Here is a 25,599-nt window from a genome sequence, read left to right as displayed (position 1 = left end):
TGTGACACGTTGGGACGTTGAGCGGCTTTCGCCCCCGTGTGAGCCGTCCGTACCATGTGTCACCGACCCACTTCAGTCTCAGGCCCCCGCCCTGCCCCGGAAGAGAGCCGATCATGCCCCCGCATCCGTCGCCGATGACGCCTCCGCAGTCGTCGTCGCAGCCATCCCCCCGCCGCTCCTTATCGCAAGGCATCATCGCCACTCTCGTCGTCCTGGGCACGCTCACCGCCTGCGGCGGGACCACGGACGACGGCGGGCACCAGACGGAACCTTCCGCCAACGCCGCGGCCAAGCCAGAGCCCAACGGCGGCAGAGTGGGCAGGGCCGCGCCCACCTCGCTGCCCGACGAACTACCAGGCGTAGGCCCCAAGACGCTCGCCCAGGTCCCCGAGCGCAGCCGGCAGGTACTGCTGGTCACCGGAGAGGGCCGCGACTCCGCGCGGTCCAGGGCCGTGCTGTACGAGCGCGCCGCGGACGGCGATTGGCGCCCCGGCACGTCGTGGCCCGCGCACAACGCGCTGCGCGGCTGGACCGATAAGCACCTGGTGGGCGACCTACGCTCACCCAACGGCGTCTACGCCCTCACGGACGCGGGCGGCCTCCTAGAAAACCCCGGCAGCAAGCTTCCGTACGATCGCTCACCCGGCTTCACGGCATTCGGCACCGGCTCCGAGGGCGAGCCCCTTGAGGGGTCCTTCGACTACGTCGTAGCCATCAACTACAACCGCAAGTCCGGCACCTCCCCACTCGACTGGACCCGCCCGATGGGCCCGGCCCGAGGCGGCGGCATCTGGCTCCACGTGGACCACGGCGGCCCCACCCAGGGCTGCGTCAGCCTCGCCGAACACCACATGCGCGACCTACTCCGCGCGCTCGACCCGGCTCACCACCCAGTCATCGTGATGGGCGACGAAAAGTCCCTGGCCCGCTGAACCCCGCCGTTCGCGGGGGCCTCGGGCGGACTGGTCGGCTGTCCGGCCATGTGGCCAATCGGCCGTCTAGTTGGCTGGCTGTCTGGCTGTCTGGCTGCCTGGGACGCGCCGGGTACGCGCCGATACGCGCCGGAACGCGGGCAGGCGCGGGTACGGCCGGTACGCGCGGCTACGGTCAGGGCTGCTCCCTGCGTGCGCAGTCCGCGCGCAGGCACTCGCGCCGCGATCGCTCGCCGCGGGCCAGCAGCGTCCTGATCCGATCGGGCGGAAGTACGCCGCCATCGCGCGCCGTGCGCTGCACGGCGCGCAACAGCCGCTTACGGGTGGCTTGATGCCGCCACAGGACCGCGCGTACGCCGTACTCCAGGACGGTCATCAGGTCGTTCTCGGGCAGCTCGTCCGCTATCACCACGACCCGCCGCTGCCCACCCCGCACCAGCCGCCGCAACTCCGCCCCGGCCAACTCGTCAAACCGGCCCGCAAGCAGTACGGCAACGGCTGTGCTGCCCGGTGGCGTGGCTGTTTCCTTACGCGGCCGATCCAACAACTCCACACCCGGTTGGCCTCGCAAGTGATCTATGATCCCGGCCCGCGAGAGGGGGTCGGTGCCGTGCACTGTCACGGCCACGCGTTGGTCGTCCACCACAGCTTTCCTCGTTCGTCTTGTGTCCCTGCCTCTCACAGGGTGGGTGGGCGGTCTAAACGTTCGGTTGTCGAAACGTCAACGCGGGGCGCGAGCGCTCGTATCGACTGAGCGCTCGTCGCCTTCTGGTGCCACACGCTGCTCGGTGGCGCCGACCCGCTCCCCGCGTACAGCAAGCGCCGCCGCCCCCCGCTGGACAGCTACGGCCGTCACCGACCCCTGCACGGTGGCGTCGGCCCCCTCCGCCTCGTCGAATCACGCACTGGAGAAGCGGGACTTCACCTCTGCCCCAGTCGGGACGGCACCCGATCTCGGTGTAGCGCAGCGATGGGTCAGCACATGGGCACCCGGCGAATCCTTCCCTGTCAAAGGAAGGGCCTTAGCGGATATGGTTGCCGTCTGTAGCGGTGCGATCACGGACGTCGAGGTGTGTCCAGTGGTGGAGATCGACAAGATCATCGGCAAACGCATCGAAAAGGGCAGAAGGCGCAAGGGCTTACTCCAGCACGAACTCGGGGCTGCGGTCAGCCGGTCCGAATCGTGGGTGGGCCAGGTGGAGCGTGGCGGAGCACATGGCCCGCACGTTAGGGCTGACTGTTGATCACATCCTGGCGTTCGACGTGCGATACGCCACGGTTCCGTCGGTCGCGCAGTCACTCAGATCACACCCGTCTTCGCCGCGTTCACCACACATGATGTCGCCCGATGCGGAAAGCTCAGAGACTGTGCTTCGACGTTCCTTCACCCTCGGCTCGCTGGCCGGTCTGACCGCCGCCATCTCGGGTCTGTCACCCGACGCCCGAGCTCAAGTCAGCCGCCCTTCCGGCGGCAGCGTGGATCAAGCCACTGTGGACGAGCTGCGGTCGATCGGTGCCAGCTACCGGCGCTCCTACAAGTCGTTCCCGGCCTCCAGCCTGGTCCCGGTGGCCCATGACCAACTCCAGCTGGTCACCTCGCTCCGGCCGAAGGACCAGCCCGTCCACCTGCGGAACTCGCTGCTGGCGCATATGGCGGAGATGGCGGCACTCGCCGCTGTCCTGCTCTCGCTCGACCTCGGCGACCAGGAACAGGCCGACGCCTACATGGATCTCGGCTACCAGCTCGCGAAGGAGATCAGTAGTTCGGAGCTGACGGCGCTGGTCCTGGGCGGGCGGGCCTTTCGCACGTCCTACGGCGGCGATCCAGACGGCGGCCTGGACTACGCGCTCGCCGCCGTGGACGCCGCCGAGCGCGGGGCCTCGAAGCGGATGCGCGCGTGGACGAACGCGGTCGCCTCCGAGATGTACTCCTCGACCGGCGACGACCACGGCTTCCGTTCCTCTTTGGAGGAGGCCCGCACTTTGCTGTCCGGCCCGATGGACGATGAACTGTGGGGCGGCATCGCCTGGTTCGACCTGTCCAAGGCCGACGCCTACGAGGGAAGCGACCTGGTCCGGCTCGGTCGGCATGTGGAAGCCCTGCCGTCCCTGGACAAGGCGATCGAACAGCTGTCCCCCGAGATGCTGCGGCACCGGTGCACCGCGTACATCTCCCGCGCCGAGGCCCACGCCGGCGCCAACAACGTCGAGGCCGCCTGCGAGGACGGCCACGCCGCCCTGGACCTAGTCGCCCAGGTCCAGCACCGCGAGACCCTTCGCCGCGTCACCGAACTGCTCCGTGGCCTGCGGACCCACAAGACCGCGGGCACACGGAGTCTGGGCGAGCACGTGATCGACACCCGAACCCTGATCAAGGCCACGGGGACTGCCGCATGAGCCGCCGGAAGGGCCTGATCCTTGACTTCGGCGGAGTGCTGACCACGAGCGTCCCCGCCTGCTCCGTCGCATTCGACCGCCGGGTTGGCCTGCCCGAGGGGACGTTCCTGTCCGTGATCGCCAAGAATCCTGAAGGGGCCGCGCTCTACGCCGACTTGGAGCGCGGGACGATCACCCAGGCCGAGTGGAACGAGCGCACAGGCGCCCTGCTCGGCATCGACGGCACCAACCTGCTCGGCCGCGTCCTTCAGGACCTGCACCCCGAGCCGTCGGTCATCGCCGCAGCCCAGGCCGCCCGCGCCGCCGGGATCAAGGTCGGGATCTTCTCCAACAGCCTCGGCACCGAGCCGCACGACGTCTACGCCGGTTACGACTTCGACCAGCTCTACGACGTGGTGCTGATCTCCGAGCACTACAAGATGCGCAAGCCCGACCCCGAGATCTACGCGGTCATGCTCGATCTCATGGAACTGCCCGGCGAGGCATGCGTGTTCGTCGACGACACCGCCCGCAACCTTCCACCCGCCGAAGAACTTGGCATCGCCGCGATTCTCGCGAAGGACCCGGCGGACACGATCGCCCAGCTGGAAGCCCTGCTCGGCCTCCCGCTCACCGAGCAGGTCTAGACCGACCCGTAGCCGGGTTGCGGGTCCGCAACCCGGCTACGGATGCGACGGACGCCGGGGCGGCACTGTGGTCTCCAGGCCGGCCCGAGTGCGACATGGTTACTCCCGATCCGGGGCGGCCGGCCAAGCCGTACGGCACCCAGCATGGTGCCCCATCTGGAACGGAGACCCAGGTGACCACCACCGTCGCAACCACAACGATTACGGTCGAGCTGCCCGAGGCGTTCGACCAGCGTTGGAACCGCTTGCCCGGCATCACCGTGGACGGCAAGCGCATCACCATCGACCCGCAGACGTACTTCTTCCGCTTCGAGAACAGCTCCTGGCTCGTCATCGACTGGGAGACCGTCACGTCCGGCCTGCTGCACGCCGAGGAGACCGAGGCCTCCGCGGTCGAGCAGATCGCCCTGGACTTTGTGAAGGCCCATGGCCGCTCCGCCAGCGACGCCGGCGAGGTCCTGGCCATCGCCTACCAGGTGTACTCCTACCTGTTCCGCGACGAGCACCTGGCCACCTTGGGCCTGCCGAACGTCACCGCCGACCATCTGCGGATGCTCCGCGAGGCGGCGACCTTCATGGCCCTGAACAAGGTCGAACTGGACGGACACATCTCCAACGTCGGCCCGTGCTGGTTCTTCCCCTCCGCCACCGGGGTCGTCTTCGACCTCTGCGAGGAGGACGGCCAGATGCTCGACGAGGTGTACCACGGCAGCTGGTTCAACGAGCACCGCCGGATCGAGGGCATCAAGGCCCACACCGCGCTCGGCGGGCGGCTGGTGCACGGCTGCCAGTCCGCGCCCGACCAGTCCGGCGGCGTCGTCGCCGCCTACGGCACCTCGATGGCGCAGTTCGCCGTGGAGCTCGCCGGGATGAAGGGCGAGTGGGTTCAGCGGGTCGAGTCGCACCGCGTGACCGCTGTCTGATCCCTGCGTTGACCCACACCGGTCCGGGACGGCAGGTGCCGCCGCCCCGGACCGGACCGCCCCTCAGTCCTCACGTCGTACGGAGCCCGCCCGTGGACACCCAGCTCGTCACCGACATCCTGGCCGACATCTGCTCCAACGCAGGCTTGCCCCATCCCAGCCGCGACCCGGTACGTGTGTGGTCGCTGTCCGGCGTGGAGCGCATCACCTTCCCTGACGGCACCACCGCGATCTACAAGTACGCAAGCGAGCCGTTCACCAGCGAGGAACGGAAATTGCGCGCGGCAGGCACAGCCAACATCCCGGTGCCCGCCGTCATCGGCGCGATCGTGCGCGATGACGTCCTGGGCATGGTCATCGAGGACCTGGGTGAGCCCGCCCGGGACGCCGTGGACGCTGACGGCATCGTGGCCGCTGTCGCCCTGCACGACGCCGCCCCCGCCTCGATGCTGCCCGTTCTCGACGACGACGCCTTGTCCGCGCTTCCGGCTCTGGCGCTCGGTCACCTGCGCCGTCTGCAAGACAAGGGCCGGTGGGCGGCGGGCGCCGGCGACACCGTCGGCATGCTGGAAGCCCTTACGGATGCCGCCGCCAAGCGGGCCGAGGGTGCCACTACCGCCCCGTGGGGCTGGGTGCACTCCGAGTTCCACCCCACCAGCCTCCACATCGGTAGGGACGGTTGGCGCCTGCTCGACTTCGCTCGCGCGTTCACAGGCCCCGGCCTGCTCGACCTCGCCTCCTGGCACGGCACCGTCGAGCCCGCCGACCCCGTTCGGCTCCGCCGCTTCATCCAGGCGTACGTCGCCGCCGGCGGACACCCCAGCGCCTTGGCCGAGCGCGGCGGCCTTGCCCCGCAGGCGTGGGCACTGGGCTGGCACCGTGTCTGGGCGATCGAGTGGTTCATGGAGCAAGCCCTGCGCTGGATCAACGACCCATCCAAGGACGAGGCGTACATCAACGTCGTTCGTCGCCACCTGACGACGGCCGTGCGACTCCTGGAACCGTGACGTGGACCTGTGGGACGCCCACGCCGCCGCCCGGCTCGCCCAGCGGTCCACGGGCCGTCTGGAGCCGCCGTCGAGGATGGAGTGGACCCAACGGCCGGGTATCGGTCCCGGAGCCGAGATCCTGGGCGAGGACCTGACCGGCCGCCGGATCGTGGAGCTCGGCTGCGGCGCCGGCCACAACACCGCCCACCTCGCCGCAGCCGGGGCCGCCGTCGTCGGCGTGGACCGCTCGGCTGGGCAGATCCGCCGTGCCGCCGCCCACTACGGGCACACCAGAGCCCAGTTTCTGCACGCCAGCGCGACCCTCCACCTCCGCCGGGAAGCCACACGCCTGGATGCGATCGTCTCCGTCTTCGGCGCGATCGGCACGACCGAGCCGTCCCGGGTCCTGAGGGCGTGCTTCCGCAGACTCGCCCGCCAGGGCGTCCTGGCCTTCTGCCTTCCGCACCCGCAGCGCACCGGCGCTTTCCCCCTCAGCCCGCGCAACCGCGACACCGTGACCCTGCCGGACGGCACCACCGGCACTGTCACGCGCTGGGACGTGGACCCCGCCGCGTGGGCCCGCGCGCTGAACCGGGCCGGGCTGCTGGTCACCGGCGTCCACAACCTCCACGCGCCGGCCGACGCCCACTGGCCCACCACGCTCCTGATCACCGCACGGAAGCCCTGACCAACCCCCGGAGGCCCCGATGCACCAGATCCCGTTCCTGCTGCTGGACATCGACGGGGTCCTGATCCCGTTCCCGGACCAGGACAAGTCCACCCCAGCGACCCACACCCGCCACCAGGTTTACATGACCGGCTACCCCGACCCGATCTGGGTCTGGCTCAACCCCGAACACGGGCCGCTGATCACCGACGCCATCAACACCGGGCTCGTGCGGCCGGTGTGGTGCACCAGCTGGCGCATCGACGCCCCGCGCCTGATCGGCCCCCTGCTCGGCCTGCCCGACTTCGAGCACATCGAACTGCCCCGCCTACCCATCACCACCAGCCACCCCGACGGCTACCTGTGGAAGCGCGACCACGTTGAGCGGTGGCTCGCCGGCGCCCCGGCCGTGTGGATCGACGACGACTTCACCCCGCTCGACCACCAGTGGGCCGCTGACCGCACATCCTCCGGAAGCGCGACCCTGTTGGTCGGGCCCGACCCGCACGCGGGCCTGCGGCCCGAGCACGTCCTGACCGCCCTGGAGTGGGCCAGCGATCACGCCAGCAGCAAGGAAGCAGCCTGACGAGCGCCCGCCGCGCGGCACCTGACCGCGACCGGTTCGGCACCGTCCGCACCGGCAGGTTCCCCGAGCGGATGGCCGCAGCGGTCGGTCTAGCCGTAGCCCTGGTGCTGCTGCGGCTGCCGTTCCGGCACACCGTCCACATCGTGCGCTGGGCCCGGCGGGCGGGTCGCCGGCCGCTCACTTCGCAGCGGGCCGAGGTACTGGTCGAAGCAGTGCGGCACACCGGCCGCCTGTGGCCCGGCCGCGCCGCCTGCATGGCTACCTCCCTGGGCGCCGTACTGGCCGCCGCCCTCATGGGGCGGCGCCTGGACTGGTGCCTGGGGGCCCGATCGCCTGGCGAGGCGAGGACGACCACCTGCACACCGGAGCCCGCACCGCACTGGACCGGCTGCTGAAGGACGCGCACACCGAGTCGTACGCGGGTGCGGAGATCGACCTGCATGGCTTCCCCGAGCGAGCCCCGTATGACCGGATGGTGGCCTGGTAGACCCCGCGGCTGCTGCCCCAGGCGTGGGTGGGCCAGGTCGTCGAGACGGTGGCTCGCCGACGCCCCCGACTCCCCGTCCCTGATCGTCCTGCGCGACTGGCTGGGGCAGTGGGAAGAGGCCGGGCGCCCCGCCCCCGCCACCTACACCCCCACCCTCGTGCGCACGGGCGAAGGCTGGGACCTGCGACTCTCCCGCTGATCCTGCTGCTTACGCATGGTGCCCGGAACGCTTCACCGTTCCGGGCACCATCGTCTGTGCGGGCTGACCAGGACGGCGGTCCCGGTCGGGGATCGCGGAAAGCGAACGCCTCGGGGCTGAGGGCCCTCGTGTAGGTCAACCGGGGAAGTCGCCTGCCTTTATGCCGGTGATGAACGAGGTCCAGGCGGTGGTGTCGAAGACGAGCGCGGGGCCGTGTGGGTCTTTGCTGTCGCGGACGGGGACTGTGCCGGGGAAGCTGTCGGCGACCTCGACACAGCTTTGGCTGCCGTTGCTGTAGCTAGATTTCTTCCATGGTCCGTGCGGGGCGCTCTTCATCACTCGGGCTCCTCGGGTTGTGTCAGCCGGGGAAGTCGCCGGTCTTTATTCCGGCGATGAACGAGGTCCAGGCGGCGGGCTCGAAGGCGAGGGCTGGGCCGTGTGGGTCCTTGCTGTCGCGGACTGGTACAAGGTCATGAGCGTGTGCGTGGTCGGGGGACCACTCGATGCACTGCCCGCCGTTGCCGCTACTAAATGACGACTTTGTCCAGCTATATTCGTTATTCATCGGCTGTACTCCCTGATTGCGTCGGCCAACAGCCAGAGGGTCTTCTCCGGCGACAGCGCGTCTGCTCGTAGCCGTTCGTACTGCTCAGTGCTGGTGCCTACTACGGGCGCCGAGTCGATGACGTGGCCAATGCCCATCATTTCCGTGTACAGCACGGGAGGACTGGCATCGTCTACCGACGTAAGCAGCGTAAAGGGTTCACCGGCTGCTGGGGCGCCGGAATCGAACGGTAGGACCTGGAGAACGATGTTCGGGTTCTGGGCCTGCACCAGGAGGTGATCTAGTTGCTGACGCATGACTTCGCGGCCTCCTACCTGACGTCGAAGGCAGCCTTCGTCCAGCACCATCCATAGCAACGGTGGGGCAGGGCGCTCGAAGATGCCACGACGTTGGAGTCGCGCTTTGACCTTTTCCGTGATGGTGGCGTCTGAGTCTCGGGGATGCGACGCCCTGTACAAAGCCTCCGCATACTCCGCTGTTTGGAGAATTCCCATCACCAGGTATGCCGAGAAGTCGAGGATTTTGGAAGCCTGCTCCTCAAGTAGCAGGTACGGGATGAACCACTCCGGATGACCTTGACGGCTTACCCGCCGCCGTAACCGTGCGAAGTGACCGGATGTTTGGAACACCCGGTCACACGTGTCCGCGAACGCCTCCGACGCGAGCAAACTGCCGTTCTCCATACGGCTCACGTACGGCCGCTCGTATCGGGCCTCTTTGGCTAACTGGGCCTGTGTCATTCCGGCGTGCTCGCGTGCATGGCGTACCTCGCTGCCGAAGTACGCCACTGCGTCTTGAGGTTCAGGGGCCTCTTTTTGGGTCGCCGCCATGGCTGACCTCCACGCTGTGCGGTTGTTCGAGTTCCTGCTGGGCCTTAACTCCCTTTGCCCTACCGAGATTACGCTCGGCCTGGCGATGCTGTGAGTGAACGATCACATTGAGCAATCACAGCGCTGACGTCTGCCGACAGGCAAGCGAATAGGGCTCGCCGCACAGCGGCTTACCGGGTGCCGGACCTATCACTTGTTGGTCAGCGCGTCGAAGGAGCGGGAAGTTGAGCGACCAAGTCGTCATGAGTCTGAAGATCTACCGCAAAAGTCCCGGCTCGCCGCCGCGGGCGGTGCGTAGCACCGTCGTCCGCATCGACACCAACGCCGTCACTCGTAGCGACCTGGAAGCGGCTAACCGCGGGATGTGGCCGCCGTGTCGGTGTGAGCGGCATCGCGATGCCAATGGTGGAGAAGGCGGTGTGCGGTGATGAGTAGCTATCACGTCCTCGCCGAGCGGGAGTTGGCCGCCGCCACGCAGCTCGTTGCGGGTGACCGGGCCGCTGACCACGGTGCGCTGCTGCGCTCACTTCAGGTGGTCGTCGGAATCGCCCGCGTACGAGGGGATCGGCTGGACCAACTCACCAACGGGGTTGAGCCACGTCAGCTCGCGTCCTTGAACGCGGCCAGGCTGTGGGAGGCGGTTGAGCGTGCGCAGCCTGGTGCCTGCCTGGATGAGCGCGAGGCGCGGTTGGCCGCCGCCTGTTTGGCTGGTGGGGCGCGGTCGCTCCTCGCCCATCTGGGCGCTGCCGCGTGGAACGACGCGGAGCGCGCCCGTGGTCGCGCAGTTGTTGACGGCGGTGGGGCGGTGACGAGCGCACCACTGGAGGGGACCGGGACCGGGGCCGATGGTGCCGCGTACCCGCCCGATCTGCGGGATTTGGTGGGCCGCCTGCGCTCCGGACAGCAAGAGCACGCCGCGCTAGGCGAGTTGGCCGCGCTGGTCGGGCCCGCCATGGTGGCCAACCTCGTGGCTCGGGGCATGTGGGGGAGCGCTCCGGCCAGGTTGCGGCGGGCGATTGGGAGTGCGGGTGCCGCTGGTGTTGAGTTGGCTGAGGCCAGTGATGATGAGGGGACGCCGGTTGTTCTGATCGCCTGGGTGTTGGCGGAGACCGTTGACCGGGTGGCGGACATGTGCGACACGTTTGACCGGCGTCCGCCGGGGACGTCGGTGGTCATCGTGATGAGGGGCGAGGGGTGACCGCCCCCCGGCGTACCGCGGGTGCCTCTCTCATACGCAAGGAGCGCCCGGCCGAAGTCATCGGCCGGGCGCTCCACCGCAAGCGCGACGCAACAGCGCAGCGATCACCCCTTCGCCGGCTCCTCAAGGCGCGGGAAGAGGACGTCGCCCTTGGTCACCGTGGTGCCTGCGGGCAGGATGCCCCAGGTGCCCGCTTCCTGGACTCGCTGGACCGACAGCGGGCCGATGTGCGGCTCGGCGCCGAGGGAGATCCACAGCTTTTCGCAGGTGGCGGGCATGACCGGGGCGAGGAGTACGGCCATTCCGCGCAGCGCTTCGGCGGCCGTGTACAGGATCGTCGCCAACCGGGCCTGGGCCGCATCCGCGGTGTCCTTGGCGACCTTCCACGGCTCCTGCTCGGTCAGATAGCCGTTGACCTGCTTGATGAAGTCGAAGACCGCCGCGATGCCGCCGGCGAAGTCCAACTCCTCGCCGATCTTGGCGTCCGCTTCCGCGACCGCCTTGGCGAGCCCATCGGCGACGGCCTGTTCCGCCTCGCTGTGTGCCGTGGCCTCGGGCAGCGTGCCGCCGAAGTATTTGCCGACCATGGCGGCCACCCGGGAGGCGAGGTTGCCGAAGTCGTTGGCCAGCTCGCTGGTGTAGCGGGCGCTGAAGTCCTCCCACGAGAACGAGCCGTCCTGCCCGAAGGCGATGGCCCGTAGGAAGTACCAGCGGTACGCGTCCACGCCGAAATGTGAGGTCAGGTCCTGCGGCTTGATGCCCGTCAGGTTGGACTTCGACATCTTCTCGCCGCCGACCATCAGCCAGCCGTTGGCGGCGATCTTGCCCGGCAGCGGCAGCCCGTTGGCCATCAGCATCGCGGGCCAGATCACGGCGTGGAAGCGCAGGATGTCCTTGCCGACGAGGTGCACGCTCGCGGGCCACGTTTCCTCGAACTTCGCCTGGTCGGAGCCGTAGCCGACGGCCGTCGCATAGTTGAGGAGGGCATCCACCCATACGTAGATGACGTGCCCCGAGTCCCACGGCACCGGCACGCCCCAGTCGAACGTGGACCGGGAGATCGACAGGTCTTGCAGGCCCTGCCGGACGAAGTTCACGACCTCGTTGCGGGCCGACTCGGGCTGGATGAAGCCCGGGTTCTTCTCGTAGTGCTCAAGGAGTCGCGGGCCGTATTCGGAGAGCTTGAAGAAGTAGTTCTCCTCCTTCAGCATCTCCACGGGCTTCTTGTGGATCGGGCACAGCTTCTGGCCCGCGAACTCTCCCTCGCCGTCCAGCAACTCGCCGGGCGTCTTGTACTCCTCGCAGCCCACGCAGTACGGGCCCTCGTAACCGCCCTGGTAGATCTCGCCCTTGTCGTACAGATCCTGGACGAATTCCTGAACGCGGTCGGTGTGCCGCTTTTGCGTGGTGCGGATGAAGTCGTCGTTTGCGATCTCCAAGTGCTCCCAGAGAGGCTTCCACGCCTCCTCTACGAGCTTGTCGCACCACTCCTGCGGGGTGACCCCGTTCGCCTCGGCAGTGCGCATGATCTTTTGACCGTGCTCGTCCGTGCCGGTGAGGAACCACACCTTTTCGCCACGCTGACGGTGCCAGCGGGTGAGCACGTCGCCTGCGACGGTCGTATAGGCGTGGCCCAGGTGGGGAGCGTCGTTCACGTAGTAGATGGGGGTCGAGACGTAGTACGCGCTCGCCCCTCGCTGCTCGTTTCCAGTGGCCGCCATGGTCGAAATCCTAACGGCCATCGGAAGCCGGTTCCGACGCATTTACGCACGGTAATGGCGGTGTGGAGGGTGGTGGGGCGGTCATGCGGGGACGATGTGTACGGGGACGGGGCGGGAATCGTGTCAGGTACGGGGTCGGGCCCGGGGCGTGAGCGCCCGGGCCCGCGCCCGGCTCAGCCCAGGACGCCCGCTTCGCGCGCCTCGATCAGCCACTCGGGGAACTCCACCATCAATTGCCCGTACAGCTCGGCGTCCGAAAGGAGCCGCGGTTCAAGGCCCGCGTGGAAGAAGCCCGCGTTGTCGATCGGGCGCCGCTCGGGTACGGCGAGGTCATCCAGCTTGCGGAGGAAGTCGAACCCCTTGCTCGTCGGGTCGCCGAAGCCCACGAACTGCCAGAAGATCGGCAGCCGCGCCGCCTCGCACAGCGCGCGTTCGGCCGCTGGCCTGCTGGTGGGGGCGCCGTCCGTCTGGAAGATCACAAACGCGGGGTCGGTCACACCGGACTTCTCGTAGTGCTCGACGACGGCGTTGATGGCCCAGTGGTAGTTCGTACGCCCCATGTGCCCGAGCGACGCGTGCAACTCGTTCACCCGGCCCGCGTAGTGGGTCAGGTCCAGCTCTGCGGAGCCGTCCACATCGGTGGAGAAGAAGACGACGGGCACGACGCCGTCGTCATCGAGGTGCGCCGAGAGGCCGAGCGCCTGCTCCGCGAGGTGCTGGACGGTGCCGTCCTTGTAGTAGCGGCGCATGGAGCCCGACCGGTCAAGGACGAGGTACACGGCGGCCCGCTGCCCCGCGAGCCCATGCTTTTCGACCACGGCGGACGCGGCCTTGTAGAGGCTGACCAGCTCCGGAGCGGTGTCCGCGACCTTGGCGAGCGAGATGGCGGCCCCGGGGTTGGTGGCCTCGGGAGTGGCCTCGGGAGTGGCCTCGGGAGTGGTGGGCTCGGGGTTTGTGGGTTCGGCCACGGCCGTTGATGACTGCGCGGCGGGCGGGGTGATGGGTTCCGCCGCGGGCTCAACGGCCGGCTGTTCCGCGGGCTCCGGCGCCGGCTTGGCCGGGTCCGCCGCTGAGGTGGGTGCGGGCTCGGGTTCTGGCTTGGACTTCGGCTCGGGCTCGGGCTCGGGCCCGGTCTCCGGCTCCGGCTCGGGTGCGGCCTCGGCCGGCGCTTCGGTCTCGGCCTCAGACTCCGGGAATTCGGCTGCGGCTTCGGCCTTGGGGTTGGTGGAGGCCGGTACGGGTGCCGGCTCGGGCTCGGGGGCCGCCGCCGGTGTGGTGCTGGCATCGACAGCTGGGCTGGGCGTCGGCTCGGGAATCGAGACGGGCTCGGGCTCTGTCGGGGGCGCCGTCGCCGCATCCGTGGCTGCCGCATCGGCGGTCGCCGCTGCGTCTGATGCCGCTGCGTCCGATGTCGCGTCTGATGCCGCCACATCCAACGCGGCCGGGGCCTCGGCGTCCGCCGCCGCGGCGGACCGGTCGAAGGCCAGCGGGGCAGTGAGCGGAGCAGAGGTCAGCGATGCGGTGAGCCGATGGGAGCGCTCGCCGATGGACGCCACCGGCCGGGCCGAGACGGTGGGTTCGGCTGTGGTGTCAGCAGTGTCAGTGGTGCTAGTGCTGTCAGCAGTGCCAGTGGCGTCAGTGGGTTGGATCGTGGGCACGGTCGCGGGTTGGGTGGGCTCGGTCGTGAGTTCGGCCGCGACCGTCGTGGTGACGGGCGTGGTCGTTGGCTCAGGTACGGAGTCGATCGTTGACGTTGACGTTGACGTGGATGTGGATGTGGAGTCGGTCGTGCTCGCCGGTACGAAAAGGCCCGTTGACTCAGGCGTTGAGTCGGCCGTTGGCTCAGACGTTGAGTCGGCCGTCGGCTTGGGGGCGGGCTCGGCCGGCGACTGCGAAGGCGCGCTGTCCTCGGTTGCCTTCTGTGAGCGACCAAAAACTTTGCGCAGCAGGTCCCGTATGCCCATGGATGAAACCCCTCACCTGTCGAGTGCGATGCGTGTCCGTGGTACCGGAAAGAGCCGGGGATGCCGAACGCGCCTGGCCGGGCCGGACACGTAAGGCTAACGGGCCCTTGGCCGTTGTCCGGAGCGAGCCCGCGGGCCGTGGCCCTGCCGGTGCTGCGGACGACGGTGTGGTCGAGGGTGCGCCCACGGCGAGGAACGAAGCGCGACCCATCACATGCCGGACATAGCCGGCGCGATGTGGCGTCCCCATTGTGGAGTGCTCGGGGCCGATCCTCACCGTAAGTAACGACAGACGTGCGTCGTTCACCTTCGATTCACTCACACGTTGCCGGCTCGCGACACCACCCCCATAGTTTCGCGGCGGGATGGATTCCGACACCGTGTCGGCGCGGGCCTGCGCCGGTAGACCCAAGACGAAGGGCAAAACGTGCGCAAGCTCCTGCCATTGATCAGCTCCCACCCGGGCGGCCGTTCCGCGCTGACCTGTCGTTACCGCTGCGGTGACGCCTGCTTCCACGAGGTACCCAACACCAGCGGCAACGCCTATGTCGGTGACGTCATCGCGAGCGCGCTCTCGCGCCGTAACGTGCTGCGCGCCAGCGCCGTCGTCACCGTGGCCGCCGCCACTGGTGCGGCCGTTGGTCTCGGCCAGGCGCCGCAGGCGTCCGCCACGCCCGCTGTGGCCGCGCACGGCGGCAAGGGGCACGGGAAGTCGCACGGCAAGGCTCAGGGGGCGCGCGGTCTGCGGTTCGAGCCGGTTGCGCCGAACACCAAGGACGCCGTCGTCATTCCCCGGGGGTACGACCAGAACATCGTGATCCGTTGGGGCGAGCCGATTCTGCGCGGAGGGTCGGACTTCGATCCGAACAGGCAGAGTGCCAAGGCACAGGCCAAGCAGTTCGGTTACAACAACGACTACATGGCCGTACTCGACCTCCCGCACGAGCGGCACCGGCAACTCCTCGTGGTCAACCACGAGTACACCGACGAGGTGTTGATGTTCGCCGGGTACGACGCGGACAACCCGACCCGCGAGCAGGCCGAGATCGCCATCGCGGCGCACGGCCTGTCCGTCGTGGTGGCCGCCGAGGACCGCCGCTCGGGCAAGCTGACCGCGCTGCGCCGCCACCACCTCAACCGCCGCATCACGGGCTCGACGGCGTTCGAGGTGACCGGCCCGGCCGCGGGCAGCTCGTACCTGCGGACCTCCGCCGACCCGCGCGGCAAGCGCATCCTCGGCACGCTCAACAACTGCGGTGGCGGCATCACGCCGTGGGGCACCGTGCTCTCCGGCGAGGAGAACTTCAACCAGTATTTCGCCAACGGCAGCAAGGTCACCGACCCGAAGATCAAGGAGCGTTACGCCCGGTACGGGATCGGCGGCGAGGCCAGCGAGCGCAAGTGGGAGCGTTTCGACAAGCGCTTCGACACCCTCAAGGAGCCCAACGAGCCCAACCGCTTCGGCTGGGTCATCGAGATCGACCCGTACGACCCCGACTCGACCCCGCGCAAGCTCACCGCACTCGGCCGCTTCAAGCACGAGGCCGCCGAGCCGCGGCTGACGGATGACGGTCGGCCCGTGCTCTACATGGGCGATGACGAGCGGTTCGACTACTTCTACAAGTTCGTCTCCGCCAAGCGGATGAAGAAGGGCAACAGCCGCGCCGCCCGCGAGCACAACCGCACGCTGCTCGACGAGGGCACGTTGTACGTCGCGAAGTTCACCGGCGACAGCCCGGCGCAGGAGATCGACGGTACGGGCAAGCTGCCGCAGGACGGCGAGTTCGACGGCAGCGGCCAGTGGATACCGCTGGCCACCGGCACCACGTCGCACGTCGATGGCATGAGTGCCGAGGAGGTCTACGTCTTCACGCGGTTCGCCGCCGACAAGGTGGGCGCCACGAAGATGGACCGCCCCGAGGACGTGGAGCCCAGCCCGCGCACCGGCCGGGTCTACATCGCGCTGACCAACAACAAGGACCGCGGCGCGAAGGGCAAGCCGGCGGCCGACGAGGCCAATCCGCGCAACGCCAACAAGCACGGCCAGATCCTGGAGCTCGCGGAGCACTGGGACGACCCGGCGGCCGACCGCTTCAACTGGCGCCTGTTCCTGGTCTGCGGCGATCCGAACGACCCGAGCACGTACTTCGCCGGGTTCCCCAAGGACAAGGTCAGTCCGATCTCCTGCCCGGACAACATCACCTTCGACGCGTACGGCAATCTGTGGATCTCCACCGATGGCAGCGCACTCGGCACCCACGACGGCCTGTTCGGCGTCGCGACCGCGGGCGAACGGCGCGGTGAGGTCAAGCAGTTCCTGACCGTCCCGAACGGCGCCGAGACCTGCGGGCCGATCGTTCAGGACCAGCGCGTGCTCGTCGCGGTCCAGCACCCGGGCGAGATCGACGGCGCGTCCGTAGAGAAGCCCAAGTCCGCTTGGCCGGACGGCCCGGGCAAGCTGGTGCGCCCGGCGGTCGTCAGCGTCTGGCGGCGCGACGGCGGCGACATCGGCGCGTAGCGGCGCTGCGCCCGTACGGGAGTGACGCGCCTGCTCCCGTACGGGCGGCCCGCTGGCTGTGGCCGCTCGGTGGGCGTTCGGCCCGAGGGCGCTGTACGGGGGTGCGCTTGCGTGTTTCCTTCGTTCGGGCGGTGTTGTCCCTCCTTCCGCCCGCTTCGTGCTCTGCTTCCGCCCGTGCCCGCGCCCTACTTCAGCTTGGCCAGCTTCTGGCGCGCCGCGTGGAGTGACCGTCCACGGAGCGCCGCCGCCGGCCATGGGTTGTCGCCGGTGAGGCGGTCGCCGATGGTGGCCAGGGTCCAGCGGTCGGCCCGTAGCTCGGGGTCGTCCAGCTCGTCGGCGGTGATCGGGGTGGCGACCGGCGCGCCCGGCTTGGCCCGTACCGCGTAGGGTGCCACCGCCGTCTGCGCGTACCCGTTGCGCAGCGTGTCGAGGTAGATCCGGTTGCCCCGGTTTTCCTTGCGCGCCTCGGTGGTAAGTCGGTCCGGGTATCGGGCGGCCAACAGATCGGCCGCGCCCCGGGCGAACTCCCGCACCGCGTCGAAGTCGTCCCGGCGGTCGAGCGGTACGACGACGTGCAGCCCGCGCGAACCGGTGGTCATCAGCCGGGCGGGCAACCCGAGTTCAGCGAGCAGCTCGCACGTCCGATGGGCGGTCCAGCGCACCTCCTCAAAGCTTGCGGCCTGCATGTCCGCTGGGTCCTTGGGGTCCTTCGGGTTCCTTGGGTCCTTTGGGTCCTTTGAGGACTGCTCACCGCTGCCGCGCGGCGCGTCGGACGGGTCGAGGTCGAAGATCAGGCGGTCGGGGTAGTCGGGCTTGTCGATACGCGAGAGCCAGCGGTGCGGGGTGATGCTGGCCTGGCCAGCGAGGTAGGCGAGGGTGGGCGCGTCGTCACACACCACATGGGTGACGGTGCCGCCTTCCTTGGTGACCTCGGCGAGCGGGACCCAGTCGGGGAAGTAGTCGGGGGCGTTCTTCTGCATGAGCGGGCGCCCAGCGATCCCATCCGGGTGCCGCTCCATCATCACCGGGCGCCCGCGCAACTCGGGCAGCGCGCGCCGGGCCACGGCACGGTAGTGCTCGACCAGATCGGCCTTGGTGATGCCGTCATCGGGGAACAGCACCTTCTGCGGTCGGGTGATGCGCAGGACGCGCTTGCCCACGCGTACCTGACGCTCATCACGCCCACCACTTGCGCCCGACTCTTTGCCGGCGCTCGGCCCCGTGTCTTTGCCGGTGCTCGGCCCCGTGCGGCTGGTCGATCGTTTTCGGGTATCGCTCACGCCGGTCACGAGTAACCCCCTGAGTGTTTCCCCAAACCTGCCGCGCCCCCGGCTCCGGTGTGCGTAAGGGCAGGTCAGAGGGGCGGGGGAGAGTTGTTGGAGGCGTGCTGTTGACCATGACACCGTGTGAGGCACTGCACTGGAGGACGTCATGTTCAGCATTGGAGACTTCGCCAAGCACGGCCGCGTATCGGTCCGCATGTTGCGTCACTACGACGCCATCGGGCTGCTGCGGCCCGCCCACGTCGATCCGTACACCAGCTACCGCGGTTACGAGGCGAGCCAGCTCGCCCGCCTCAACCGGGTCATCGCCCTGAAGGACCTCGGCTTCACGCTCCAGCAGGTGCGGTCCGTCCTGGACGAGGAGGTCAGCGTCGGGGAGCTGCGCGGCATGCTGCGGCTGCGACAGGCCGAGGTGGGGGCGGCGATGGCGGCCGACGCGGCGCGGTTGGCCGGGATCGAGGCGAGGCTCCAGACGATCGAAAGTGAGGGAACCATGTCCGCTAGTGAGGTCGTGGTCAAGACCGTTCCGGGGGCGCGGGTCGCCGAGTTGACCGGGACCGCCGAGAGCTTCGGCCCGGAGCACATCGGCCCGGTCATCGGCCCGCTGTACGAGGAGCTGTTCCGCCGGCTGGCGGCGGCGGGCGTCACTCCCACGGGAGCCGCCATCGCGTACTACGACGAGGCGCCGGGCAGCGCGCTGGAGGGGGCGGTCACCGTGCACGCCGCGGTGCCGGTGGGAGTCACATCGGCCGCCGGGCAGCCGTTCCAGATCGTTGATCTGCCCGGCATCGAGCAGGCGGCGACGATCGTGCACCGAGGCTCGATGGACGCCATCGTGCCCACCGCCCAGACGCTCGCCCGCTGGGCCGACGCCAACGGATACCGCTCCACCGGCTACGCGCGCGAGCTCTACCTGGACTGCGAAGGGCCCACGGACAGCTGGGTGACGGAGATGCAGGAGCCGGTGACCCGGGCGTAACGCCCACGGGCGAAGGGCGGGGGACGCGGCAGAGGCGCCACGCCGGGCGCCCCTGCCCGTCGGCCTTGGCGACTCATCAGGTCCGCTCGTCCTGGGTGGAGGAGTGACGCGAGTCCTCACGTGTGGGTGTGCCTTTGTCCAGGGCTCCGGCCTTGGCGGGGCCTCGACGCCGATACCGCGGCTCCGCCGACGCGGCGGCTGCGCCGCTCGCTACCCGTGCAGCTCCAGGTCCACGAGCAGCGCCCGGTGGTCGGTGTCCGCCAGGTCGATGAAGCGTGCGTCGTGGGCCGTCCACGCGTCGCTGACCAGCACATGGTCGATCTGCGTACCGAACAGCGGCGTGGTGAGGGACGGCCAGGACGGGGTGCGCGAGACCCCGGCGAGCCGAGTGCTGTCCCGCATGCCCGTGTCGAGCAGGCGCCGAAACGCCGCGTGGTCCTGGGAGGCGTTGAAGTCGCCCGCGATGAGGGTGGGAGCGTCGCCGCGGCGCTCCGCGTAGGTGCGCAGTCGGCCCAGTTCGGTGCGCCAGACGTCCAACTCGCCGGGGAGGGGCGGCATCGGATGCGCGACCTGGACCCGTACCCATCGGTCGGCGATCTTCGCTCGCGACGTGGGCATCGCGAGCGCGGCCGGCACGCCCTTCTCGTTCCGTAGCGGATAGACGCTGAGGAGCGCGGAGCCTTCCGCCGGCTGGCCGGTGACGATGTTCCGATACGGGTACGCGGCGCGCAGCGCGGGCGTACTGAGCGCCGCCGCGCACCGGCGGTCGCACTCCTGGACGGCGACCAGGTCGGGCCGCTCGCGCCGCAGCGTGGCCAGCAGCCCCTCGGTCGCCTGGCCGTACTCCAGGTTGGCGGTGAGCATGCGGGGCCGGGCGAGCACCGGGCCGCTTGGTTCGCCACCGGCCCCGGGGCCCTCATACGGCTGGAGGTACCAACCCGTCGTGGCGAGCACGGCCAGCGCCCACGCGCAGCCGAGCGTCCAGCGGGCCAGCACCGCGAGCAGCAGCCCGAGCGCGGCAGGCACCAGCAACCAGGGGAGGAACGCGAGCAGTTGAGGGACCGGCGTAAAGCCATCCGCATCGGCGGCCCGATGCCCGGCCACCAGGCTGACCAGGGCCAACGGCAGCACCGCACAGCAGGCGAGCACCCGCCGAGCCCGTCCGCGAGGTGCCCGCACCACCGCGCGAGCACCCCGAGCGCACCGCTGCCACCTGGAGCGCGGTCGCTCGGAGGCCAGCTGGTCGGTGGCCAGCTGGTTGGAGGCCAACTGGTCGGTGGCCAACTGGTCGGTGGCCAGCTGTTGGGGTTCCGGCCGCCCGGTAGCTGGCAGTCCGGTAGGTGGCAGTCTGGCTCCCGGCCGTCCGGCGGGCGTCTCGGCTGGGTCGGCTGGTGATGTTGGGCCCTTTGGTGGCACCGGGTCGGCTGCTGTGTCGCCCTGGTCTATCGGCTGTGGTTCGGCGACTGCGTCCCGGCTGTCCACGCTGTGGCCCTTCGTCGGCGGATGAGGGCACGGCCGCTTCGTACGCACCACCGCCCTCGTTCCCGATCCTCCTACACCAGGGCGTACGCCCGGCGGGGCGGCTCGGTTCCCGCCGCCGCGCCGGGCGAGCGAGGCGACGGGAGGCCAGCGTGAGCCGGGGCTCCGCGTGAGCCGGGGCCCCGCGGGAGTACGGGGTCTTACGGGAGGGCGGGGCCCGGTGCGCGGTCGGGCCCCGGTACGCGGACGGGCTCGTTAGCGGCCCGTCGCGAACACCTGTGTCCACCAGGGGCCGCCGGAGCCCTGATCGACGCCGAGGCCCATCTCGCGGAACGAGCAATTCAGTATGTTCGCGCGGTGACCCGGGCTGCCCATCCAGGAGTTCATGACCGCGGACGCGTCCGCCTGGCCTCGGGCTATGTTCTCGCCGACCCGGGACCAGGTGTATCCGGAGCGGGTGACCCGGTCGCCCACGGAGGAGCCGTCCGGGCCGGTGTGTGAGAGGTTTTGGTGGTCGGCCATGACGCCCGAGTAGGTGTCGGCAACCTGGTTGAGTGTGCTGTTCGCCATCACCGGCTTACAGCCGGCCGCTTCCCGTTCCTTGTTGACCAGCGCCAACACCTGCGATGTTTCCCCACTACGCGCGGCCGGTTTCGTAGCCTGGGAGTCGCGCTGCCCATTGTCCCCGCTGCCGCCATGTCCCGTACCGCTGCCGGCGTTTGCACCGGAGTCGGTGCCCGTGCCAGGGCCCGCCGTGCCAGTCCCGTCGAAGCTCCCTGAGCCGCTGGAACCGTGAGCTCCGCGGGACTTCCGGGAGGACGGGTTGCCGTCCTTGTGGTCGGCGTGATCGGACGGCGTGACGCCATCGCGCTGGGGCTTCGCCGATCGGGAACTACGCCCTGCGTCGGGCTTCTTGGAGGCGTTGGCGGATGGCTTTGCGCTCTTCGCCGCGTCGGGCCTGTCCTTCTTTTCCTTCGCCTGTTCCGACGCGTTCGATGACGGGTGCAGGGAGTCAGCGGCCCGGACCCGGTTGGCCCCGTCCGCCACGTTGTTTCCCTCCGCGCCGGAGCCACCACCGGAACCACCCAGCGCCACGTACGCGGTTACACCTCCCCCCGCGACCAATGCGGCGACGGCCAGTGGCAGCCACTTCGGCTTCTTCTTCGCGTGGTCCCGGTGGCCTGGGTGTGCTGCCCGGCGAGACGGAGAAGAAGGCGTGGGGGGAGAGGTGTTGCGGCGTTGGCTCATCAGTTCGGGTCCTCCATGGGGGTCGCACAAAGATTTCATACGCGACGCCCGTGGTCACCCGTCCGAGTGGCCAGTGTCTTCCTCGCGTGCCCCTCGCACATCGTGCATTTCCGAATAAACCCCGCTTGCTGACCGCTAATTGCCCGGTCTCATGGAAGGTCGATATGTCATGTCGTGTTCCAGTTCTAGCTCTTGGTCCCGCTCTGCCTATAGGTCGCCTCATTTGCCGGGTAATTTCTCTCTGCTTTGCGGGCTGTTTGTGCTTTATGCGCTTTACATGCCTTACGCGCTCTATGTCTTTTGCTCGTCCTGTTCGGCCGCCGCTCGGCCCGTTCTGTGGTCTGTGGTCTGTGGTCTGTGCTGCCTTCCCTCGTCTGGTCCCGCCGTCTCCCTCGGTGTGTCGGTTCGCCCGCGCGTGCGCCTGTCCGCTCGGCTTGTCGGCGGCGGCCGGGCGCTGTCTCACGCCTCGGTACGTGACCCTTGATGCGAGGGGGCGACATGTGGTTACTTTCGAGTAAGAAATGGTCTGAGCGGGCGCGCGGCGCGATGTGGCCCGCAGGCCCGGTCTGACCTCGGGCCTCTCATGCGCTGGAGTTCTCGATGGCCTTGCCCCGTCCCACCGCCCGCGCGCTGGCTGGGTTGCTCGCCGGTGCGGGCGTTGCGCACTTCGCGGTGCCCAAGCCGTTCGATGCGATCGTGCCGCGCGCCCTGCCCGGCAGCCCCCGTACCTGGACGCACGTGAGCGGGGTCGCGGAACTCGCGCTCGCGGCGTCCATCGCACTGCCCCGCACCCGGCGCGCCGGTGCCCTGGCCGCCGCCGGATTCTTCGCCGCCGTCTACCCGGCCAACGTCAAGATGGCCCGCGACTGGCGGCACCGACCCGCACCGCTCAAGGCGCTTGCGTACGGTCGGCTTCCGTTCCAACTGCCGTTGGTGGGATGGGCGTTGTACGTGGCGAAGCAAGCCAGCCGCTGAGCTGAGAGCTGCCCCGGGGTCGGCCTCGGTGGTGGTGGGGGCCGGGCAGCACCCGGGCCTCGGTCGGCCGGTCACGGGCGGTTGATCACCGGCGGTCGGTCGCGGCCCGCCGGTGACGGGTGGCCGGCTGCTGTGCGCTACGGATGAGCCTTGGCCATGACCGCTGGCTCCCGCGCCCAACGCGTTCCCTACGCCCCGCGTTGCTTGCGCCCCGCGTGCCTCCCACCTCCCGTCTCCCGCCTCCGCCTCCCGTGACGCTTCCGCCGCCAATTCTGCCGCCGACACCTCTTCGCTCTCGCGCCCTCACCGAGTGGTGCCCAGCGCCCTCGCTGCCGCCGCGCTCCTTCGTCCCGGCTCGGCCCGCACGCCCCCGCACCCTTCGCCGCAGCGCTCGGCCGTCCCCGGGCCAGGCCCTTCGTTCGCGGGCCCGGCCGCGGGCCCGGCCGCGGGCCCGGCGTCTGACCGCCCGGGTCGCGCTCGGCGCCGCGCGGGTGTGCGCTGAAGGGGTGAGGAGGTTGCATGAACACCCGTGACCTGCGCGGATTCGCGATCCAGAGGGCGTTGTCAGACCCCCGTACTACAGTCGTCGGCAGTAGTCACCAGAGCGAATGTCACCCAGAATCGCCGGGTCATTCCGGCGGCCCAGAAGCGTTCGGCGACTTCGGTGCGCACCGTTGTCGCCGTTGCCGCGCTTCGCTGACCTTGACCGTTACGTCATGCCTCACTGTGCTCCCTAAGCCACGGCGTTTCCCCCTGTACTACCCCGTATGCCCCGTATACCCCGTTGCGTCGGAGGATTTCGGACGCTTCGAAGGCGTACCCCGAGGCGTCCTCGCCACCCCACGGCGTTGGGACGCCGCGGCGTCCTCAGAGCGGTGCTGAGCCGCTGCCCTGAGCCGCTGCCCTGAGTTGTCCGTCCCCCATTCTCCATCTACCCCTCCATGTGCCCCCCGATGCGCTGCCCCTGTGAAAGGACCCTGCTCATGAGCCCACCCGGAGCCGACCTGGCGATCGAGACATTTGGCCTGGTCAAAGTGTTCGGAGAGACCCGAGCTGTGGATGGTGTGGACCTCGCGGTTCCCGCCGGCACGGTGTACGGGGTTCTTGGGCCCAATGGCGCGGGGAAGACCACCGCCGTCAAGATGTTGGCGACGCTGCTGCGCCCGGACGGTGGCGAGGCCCGGGTATTCGGGCATGACGTGCTGCGCGAGGCCGATGCCGTGCGCAGCCGGGTCAGCCTTACCGGTCAGTACGCGTCGGTTGATGAGGACCTGACCGGCAGGGAGAACCTCATCCTGCTGGCGCGATTGCTGGGGCACCGCAAGCCCGCGGCCAAGGAGCGTGCGGCGCAGTTGCTCGATGCCTTCGGGCTCACCGAGGCAGCCGACAAGCAGGTCAAGCACTACTCCGGCGGCATGCGGCGCAGGATCGATATCGCCGCGAGCATCCTCAACACCCCTGACCTGCTCTTTTTGGACGAGCCCACCACGGGCCTCGACCCGCGCAGCCGCAATCAGGTCTGGGACATCGTGCGGGCCGTCGTCCAGCAGGGCGCCACGGTGCTGCTGACCACGCAGTATCTAGACGAGGCTGATCAACTCGCGTCGCGGATCGCGGTCATTGACCAGGGCAAGGTCATCGCCGAGGGGACTAAGGGGGAGCTGAAGGCGTCAGTGGGTGCGGGTTCGGTGCACGTACGGCTGCGCCATGCCGAACAGCGCCCCGAGGCCGAGCGATTGCTCACCCAATATCTCGCCGCGCAGGTGCAGTTGGAACATGACCCGGTGGCGTTGACCGCCCGTGTCGGCCTTGCGGGCGACGGGGGCGGGGCCGCGGAGCAAGCGGCCCGCGCGCTACACGAGTTGTCCCGATCCGGCATCACGGTGGACAACTTCTCGCTCGGCCAGCCCAGCTTGGACGAGGTCTTCCTCGCCCTCACGGACCACCCGGCCACCGGGCCGGACCGTGCGACTGACCCGACTGACCCGACTGACCCGACTGACCCGACTGACCCGACTGACCCGACTGACCCGACTGACTCAACAAGTCCGCTCGATCCGACCGCTGCGCGAACGCCGGTCGGCTCTGGCGGCCCCAGCAAGGGTCCGACCAGCAAGGGAGGAGCGGCGAAATGAGCACCGCACCGACGACCGAGACCCGCGCCACCCGTGCCAGCACATCCGACGCACTCGCTCCAGTCACAGCCGAGGGCCTGGCCGCCGTGCTGATCTCCAAGGAGCGACCGCCCCGGCCCAGCGCCTGGACAACGTCGCTGGCCTTCGGCTGGCGGGCCGTGTTGAAAATCAAGCACGTACCGGAGCAGCTGTTCGACGTCACCGCCTTCCCGATCATGATGGTGCTGATGTACACGTACCTCTTCGGTGGTGCGCTGGCCGGCTCGACCACGGACTACCTGCAATTCCTGCTGCCGGGCATCCTCGTCATGAGCGTCGTCATGATCACGATGTACACCGGCGTTGCGGTCAACACCGATATCGCAAAGGGCGTCTTCGACCGCTTCCGCACCTTGCCCATCTGGCGCCCATCGGCCATGGTCGGCTACCTGCTGGGTGATGTGCTGCGGTACGCCATGGCGTCGGCGGTGATGCTGACCGTGGGCCTGATACTCGGCTTCCGCCCGGATGGCGGCGTGGTCGGGGTGCTGGCGGGGATCGTGCTGTTGATGATCTTCTCGTTCTCCTTCTCCTGGGTATGGACCATGTTCGGGTTGTTGTTGCGGAGCGAGAAATCGGTCATGGGCGTGAGCATGATGGTTCTCTTTCCGCTCACGTTCCTCAGCAACATCTTCGTGGACCCCAAGACCATGCCCGACTGGCTCCAGGTGTTCGTCAACAACAGCCCGGTGACCCATCTGTCATCGGCGGTGCGCGACCTCATGGACGGTGGCTGGCCGGCCGTGGAGATCGCTTGGTCACTGGGGTGGTCCGGGGCCTTGGTGCTGGTCTTCGGAACGATCACGATGCGGCTGTACAACAGCAAGTGAGGACGTGAGGACGTACCGGCAGCACGCGG

General features: G+C 69.0%; 25 protein-coding genes. 16 read left to right on the top strand and 9 right to left on the bottom strand.

Annotated features, from left to right (window positions below):
- The first annotated feature begins 113 nt into the window (after positions 1-113).
- Positions 114-932 (top strand): hypothetical protein, encoded by an 819-nt coding sequence (locus tag FHS42_RS04970; RefSeq protein ID WP_246494201.1) that lies wholly within the window; start codon positions 114-116, stop codon positions 930-932.
- A 175-nt stretch (positions 933-1,107) separates the two neighbouring features.
- Here the strand turns inward: FHS42_RS04970 and FHS42_RS04965 are convergent, their stop codons facing one another.
- Positions 1,108-1,575, bottom strand: coding sequence for a DNA-binding response regulator (locus FHS42_RS04965; RefSeq protein ID WP_246494200.1), 468 nt, complete (start codon positions 1,573-1,575; stop codon positions 1,108-1,110).
- A 407-nt stretch (positions 1,576-1,982) separates the two neighbouring features.
- On the opposite strand from FHS42_RS04965, the gene FHS42_RS04960 reads away from it, so the two are divergent.
- The 8 genes from FHS42_RS04960 (at position 1,983) to FHS42_RS04925 (ending at position 7,607) form a co-directional block, all read left to right on the top strand.
- On the top strand, positions 1,983-3,329 hold the full coding sequence (locus FHS42_RS04960) for an NsdA family TPR-like regulatory protein (protein ID WP_512700932.1): 1,347 nt from the start codon (positions 1,983-1,985) through the stop codon (positions 3,327-3,329).
- Positions 3,326-3,955: an HAD-IA family hydrolase gene (locus tag FHS42_RS04955; RefSeq protein ID WP_184569292.1), complete on the top strand. Its 630-nt coding sequence runs from the start codon at positions 3,326-3,328 to the stop codon at positions 3,953-3,955. Before FHS42_RS04960 ends, FHS42_RS04955 begins: the two co-directional genes overlap by 4 nt.
- A 173-nt stretch (positions 3,956-4,128) precedes the next feature.
- Complete coding sequence (locus tag FHS42_RS04950; RefSeq protein ID WP_184569291.1) at positions 4,129-4,878, top strand: hypothetical protein; 750 nt, start codon at positions 4,129-4,131, stop codon at positions 4,876-4,878.
- A 92-nt stretch (positions 4,879-4,970) separates the two neighbouring features.
- A complete protein-coding gene (locus tag FHS42_RS04945) occupies positions 4,971-5,885 on the top strand; it encodes a phosphotransferase family protein (RefSeq protein WP_184569290.1) in 915 nt (304 codons plus the stop codon).
- Position 5,886: 1 nt separating this feature from the next.
- Complete coding sequence (locus FHS42_RS04940; RefSeq protein ID WP_312866726.1) at positions 5,887-6,555, top strand: class I SAM-dependent methyltransferase; 669 nt, start codon at positions 5,887-5,889, stop codon at positions 6,553-6,555.
- 19 nt (positions 6,556-6,574) lie between these two features.
- Positions 6,575-7,120 carry an HAD domain-containing protein gene (locus FHS42_RS04935; protein WP_184569289.1) on the top strand — a complete coding sequence of 182 codons (546 nt, stop codon included), beginning with the start codon at positions 6,575-6,577 and terminating at the stop codon, positions 7,118-7,120.
- A 71-nt stretch (positions 7,121-7,191) separates the two neighbouring features.
- Positions 7,192-7,515, top strand: a complete 324-nt coding sequence (locus tag FHS42_RS38995; protein WP_184569288.1) for a lasso peptide biosynthesis B2 protein — start codon at positions 7,192-7,194, stop codon at positions 7,513-7,515.
- The gene (locus FHS42_RS04925) at positions 7,434-7,607 is read left to right on the top strand and encodes a hypothetical protein (RefSeq protein WP_184569863.1); all 174 of its coding nucleotides are present in this window, start codon (positions 7,434-7,436) and stop codon (positions 7,605-7,607) included. Before FHS42_RS38995 ends, FHS42_RS04925 begins: the two co-directional genes overlap by 82 nt.
- A 334-nt stretch (positions 7,608-7,941) precedes the next feature.
- Here FHS42_RS04925 and FHS42_RS04920 read toward each other — a convergent pair whose 3' ends face one another.
- The 3 genes from FHS42_RS04920 to FHS42_RS04910 are packed head-to-tail and all read right to left on the bottom strand — an operon-like array spanning position 7,942 to position 9,201.
- Positions 7,942-8,142, bottom strand: coding sequence for a DUF397 domain-containing protein (locus FHS42_RS04920; protein WP_184569287.1), 201 nt, complete (start codon positions 8,140-8,142; stop codon positions 7,942-7,944).
- A gap of 22 nt (positions 8,143-8,164) precedes the next feature.
- Positions 8,165-8,371: a DUF397 domain-containing protein gene (locus tag FHS42_RS04915; protein WP_184569286.1), complete on the bottom strand. Its 207-nt coding sequence runs from the start codon at positions 8,369-8,371 to the stop codon at positions 8,165-8,167.
- Positions 8,368-9,201: a helix-turn-helix domain-containing protein gene (locus FHS42_RS04910; protein WP_184569285.1), complete on the bottom strand. Its 834-nt coding sequence runs from the start codon at positions 9,199-9,201 to the stop codon at positions 8,368-8,370. Before FHS42_RS04910 ends, FHS42_RS04915 begins: the two co-directional genes overlap by 4 nt.
- A gap of 224 nt (positions 9,202-9,425) precedes the next feature.
- Here FHS42_RS04910 and FHS42_RS04905 point away from each other — a divergent pair, with 224 nt between their 5' ends.
- Positions 9,426-9,629 carry a hypothetical protein gene (locus tag FHS42_RS04905; RefSeq protein ID WP_184569284.1) on the top strand — a complete coding sequence of 68 codons (204 nt, stop codon included), beginning with the start codon at positions 9,426-9,428 and terminating at the stop codon, positions 9,627-9,629.
- On the top strand, positions 9,629-10,399 hold the full coding sequence (locus FHS42_RS04900; protein ID WP_184569283.1) for a hypothetical protein: 771 nt from the start codon (positions 9,629-9,631) through the stop codon (positions 10,397-10,399). Before FHS42_RS04905 ends, FHS42_RS04900 begins: the two co-directional genes overlap by 1 nt.
- 104 nt (positions 10,400-10,503) lie before the next feature.
- Here the strand turns inward: FHS42_RS04900 and metG are convergent, their stop codons facing one another.
- Positions 10,504-12,120 carry a methionine--tRNA ligase gene (metG, locus tag FHS42_RS04895; RefSeq protein WP_184569282.1) on the bottom strand — a complete coding sequence of 539 codons (1,617 nt, stop codon included), beginning with the start codon at positions 12,118-12,120 and terminating at the stop codon, positions 10,504-10,506.
- A 173-nt stretch (positions 12,121-12,293) separates the two neighbouring features.
- Positions 12,294-14,084, bottom strand: a complete 1,791-nt coding sequence (locus tag FHS42_RS04890) for a vWA domain-containing protein (protein ID WP_184569281.1) — start codon at positions 14,082-14,084, stop codon at positions 12,294-12,296.
- 427 nt (positions 14,085-14,511) lie between these two features.
- Here FHS42_RS04890 and FHS42_RS04885 point away from each other — a divergent pair, with 427 nt between their 5' ends.
- Positions 14,512-16,602: a PhoX family protein gene (locus FHS42_RS04885; protein WP_184569280.1), complete on the top strand. Its 2,091-nt coding sequence runs from the start codon at positions 14,512-14,514 to the stop codon at positions 16,600-16,602.
- A gap of 185 nt (positions 16,603-16,787) precedes the next feature.
- On the opposite strand, the gene FHS42_RS04880 is transcribed toward FHS42_RS04885, so the two are convergent.
- Positions 16,788-17,762, bottom strand: coding sequence for a DNA polymerase domain-containing protein (locus FHS42_RS04880; protein ID WP_184569279.1), 975 nt, complete (start codon positions 17,760-17,762; stop codon positions 16,788-16,790).
- Between the two features lie 271 nt (positions 17,763-18,033).
- On the opposite strand from FHS42_RS04880, the gene FHS42_RS04875 reads away from it, so the two are divergent.
- On the top strand, positions 18,034-18,864 hold the full coding sequence (locus tag FHS42_RS04875; RefSeq protein ID WP_184569278.1) for a MerR family transcriptional regulator: 831 nt from the start codon (positions 18,034-18,036) through the stop codon (positions 18,862-18,864).
- A 210-nt stretch (positions 18,865-19,074) separates the two neighbouring features.
- On the opposite strand, the gene FHS42_RS04870 is transcribed toward FHS42_RS04875, so the two are convergent.
- Entirely contained in the window at positions 19,075-20,346 is a 1,272-nt protein-coding gene (locus FHS42_RS04870; protein ID WP_312866725.1) for an endonuclease/exonuclease/phosphatase family protein, read from the bottom strand.
- Between the two features lie 252 nt (positions 20,347-20,598).
- Positions 20,599-21,591 (bottom strand): CAP domain-containing protein, encoded by a 993-nt coding sequence (locus FHS42_RS04865; RefSeq protein WP_184569277.1) that lies wholly within the window; start codon positions 21,589-21,591, stop codon positions 20,599-20,601.
- 600 nt (positions 21,592-22,191) lie between these two features.
- Between FHS42_RS04865 and FHS42_RS04860 the strand changes: the two genes are divergently transcribed.
- The 3 genes from FHS42_RS04860 to FHS42_RS04850 all read left to right on the top strand — a co-directional run bounded on the left by FHS42_RS04860 (position 22,192) and on the right by FHS42_RS04850 (position 25,570).
- The gene (locus FHS42_RS04860) at positions 22,192-22,566 is read left to right on the top strand and encodes a DoxX family protein (RefSeq protein WP_184569276.1); all 375 of its coding nucleotides are present in this window, start codon (positions 22,192-22,194) and stop codon (positions 22,564-22,566) included.
- Positions 22,567-23,549: 983 nt separating this feature from the next.
- Positions 23,550-24,701: an ATP-binding cassette domain-containing protein gene (locus FHS42_RS04855; RefSeq protein ID WP_184569275.1), complete on the top strand. Its 1,152-nt coding sequence runs from the start codon at positions 23,550-23,552 to the stop codon at positions 24,699-24,701.
- Entirely contained in the window at positions 24,698-25,570 is an 873-nt protein-coding gene (locus tag FHS42_RS04850) for an ABC transporter permease (protein ID WP_184569274.1), read from the top strand. The genes FHS42_RS04855 and FHS42_RS04850 overlap by 4 nt, the downstream gene beginning before the upstream one ends.
- The last annotated feature ends 29 nt before the right edge of the window (positions 25,571-25,599 follow it).

Origin of the sequence: Streptomyces zagrosensis (genome assembly GCF_014203645.1) — a bacterium.
Lineage (GTDB): Bacteria > Actinomycetota > Actinomycetes > Streptomycetales > Streptomycetaceae > Streptomyces > Streptomyces zagrosensis.
The sequence above is the reverse complement of the archived record's forward strand: the minus strand, read 5'-3'. Positions and strand labels throughout refer to the sequence as shown.

Coding starts and splice junctions, on each gene's coding strand:
- FHS42_RS04970 (WP_246494201.1), top strand. CDS start 114: ATGCCCCCGCATCCGTCGCCGATGACGCCTCCGCAGTCGTCGTCGCAG.
- FHS42_RS04955 (WP_184569292.1), top strand. CDS start 3,326: ATGAGCCGCCGGAAGGGCCTGATCCTTGACTTCGGCGGAGTGCTGACC.
- FHS42_RS04935 (WP_184569289.1), top strand. CDS start 6,575: ATGCACCAGATCCCGTTCCTGCTGCTGGACATCGACGGGGTCCTGATC.
- FHS42_RS38995 (WP_184569288.1), top strand. CDS start 7,192: ATGGCCGCAGCGGTCGGTCTAGCCGTAGCCCTGGTGCTGCTGCGGCTG.
- FHS42_RS04920 (WP_184569287.1), bottom strand. CDS start 8,142: ATGAAGAGCGCCCCGCACGGACCATGGAAGAAATCTAGCTACAGCAAC.
- FHS42_RS04915 (WP_184569286.1), bottom strand. CDS start 8,371: ATGAATAACGAATATAGCTGGACAAAGTCGTCATTTAGTAGCGGCAAC.
- FHS42_RS04910 (WP_184569285.1), bottom strand. CDS start 9,201: ATGGCGGCGACCCAAAAAGAGGCCCCTGAACCTCAAGACGCAGTGGCG.
- FHS42_RS04900 (WP_184569283.1), top strand. CDS start 9,629: ATGAGTAGCTATCACGTCCTCGCCGAGCGGGAGTTGGCCGCCGCCACG.
- metG (WP_184569282.1), bottom strand. CDS start 12,120: ATGGCGGCCACTGGAAACGAGCAGCGAGGGGCGAGCGCGTACTACGTC.
- FHS42_RS04890 (WP_184569281.1), bottom strand. CDS start 14,084: ATGGGCATACGGGACCTGCTGCGCAAAGTTTTTGGTCGCTCACAGAAG.
- FHS42_RS04875 (WP_184569278.1), top strand. CDS start 18,034: ATGTTCAGCATTGGAGACTTCGCCAAGCACGGCCGCGTATCGGTCCGC.
- FHS42_RS04865 (WP_184569277.1), bottom strand. CDS start 21,591: ATGAGCCAACGCCGCAACACCTCTCCCCCCACGCCTTCTTCTCCGTCT.
- FHS42_RS04860 (WP_184569276.1), top strand. CDS start 22,192: ATGGCCTTGCCCCGTCCCACCGCCCGCGCGCTGGCTGGGTTGCTCGCC.
- FHS42_RS04855 (WP_184569275.1), top strand. CDS start 23,550: ATGAGCCCACCCGGAGCCGACCTGGCGATCGAGACATTTGGCCTGGTC.
- FHS42_RS04850 (WP_184569274.1), top strand. CDS start 24,698: ATGAGCACCGCACCGACGACCGAGACCCGCGCCACCCGTGCCAGCACA.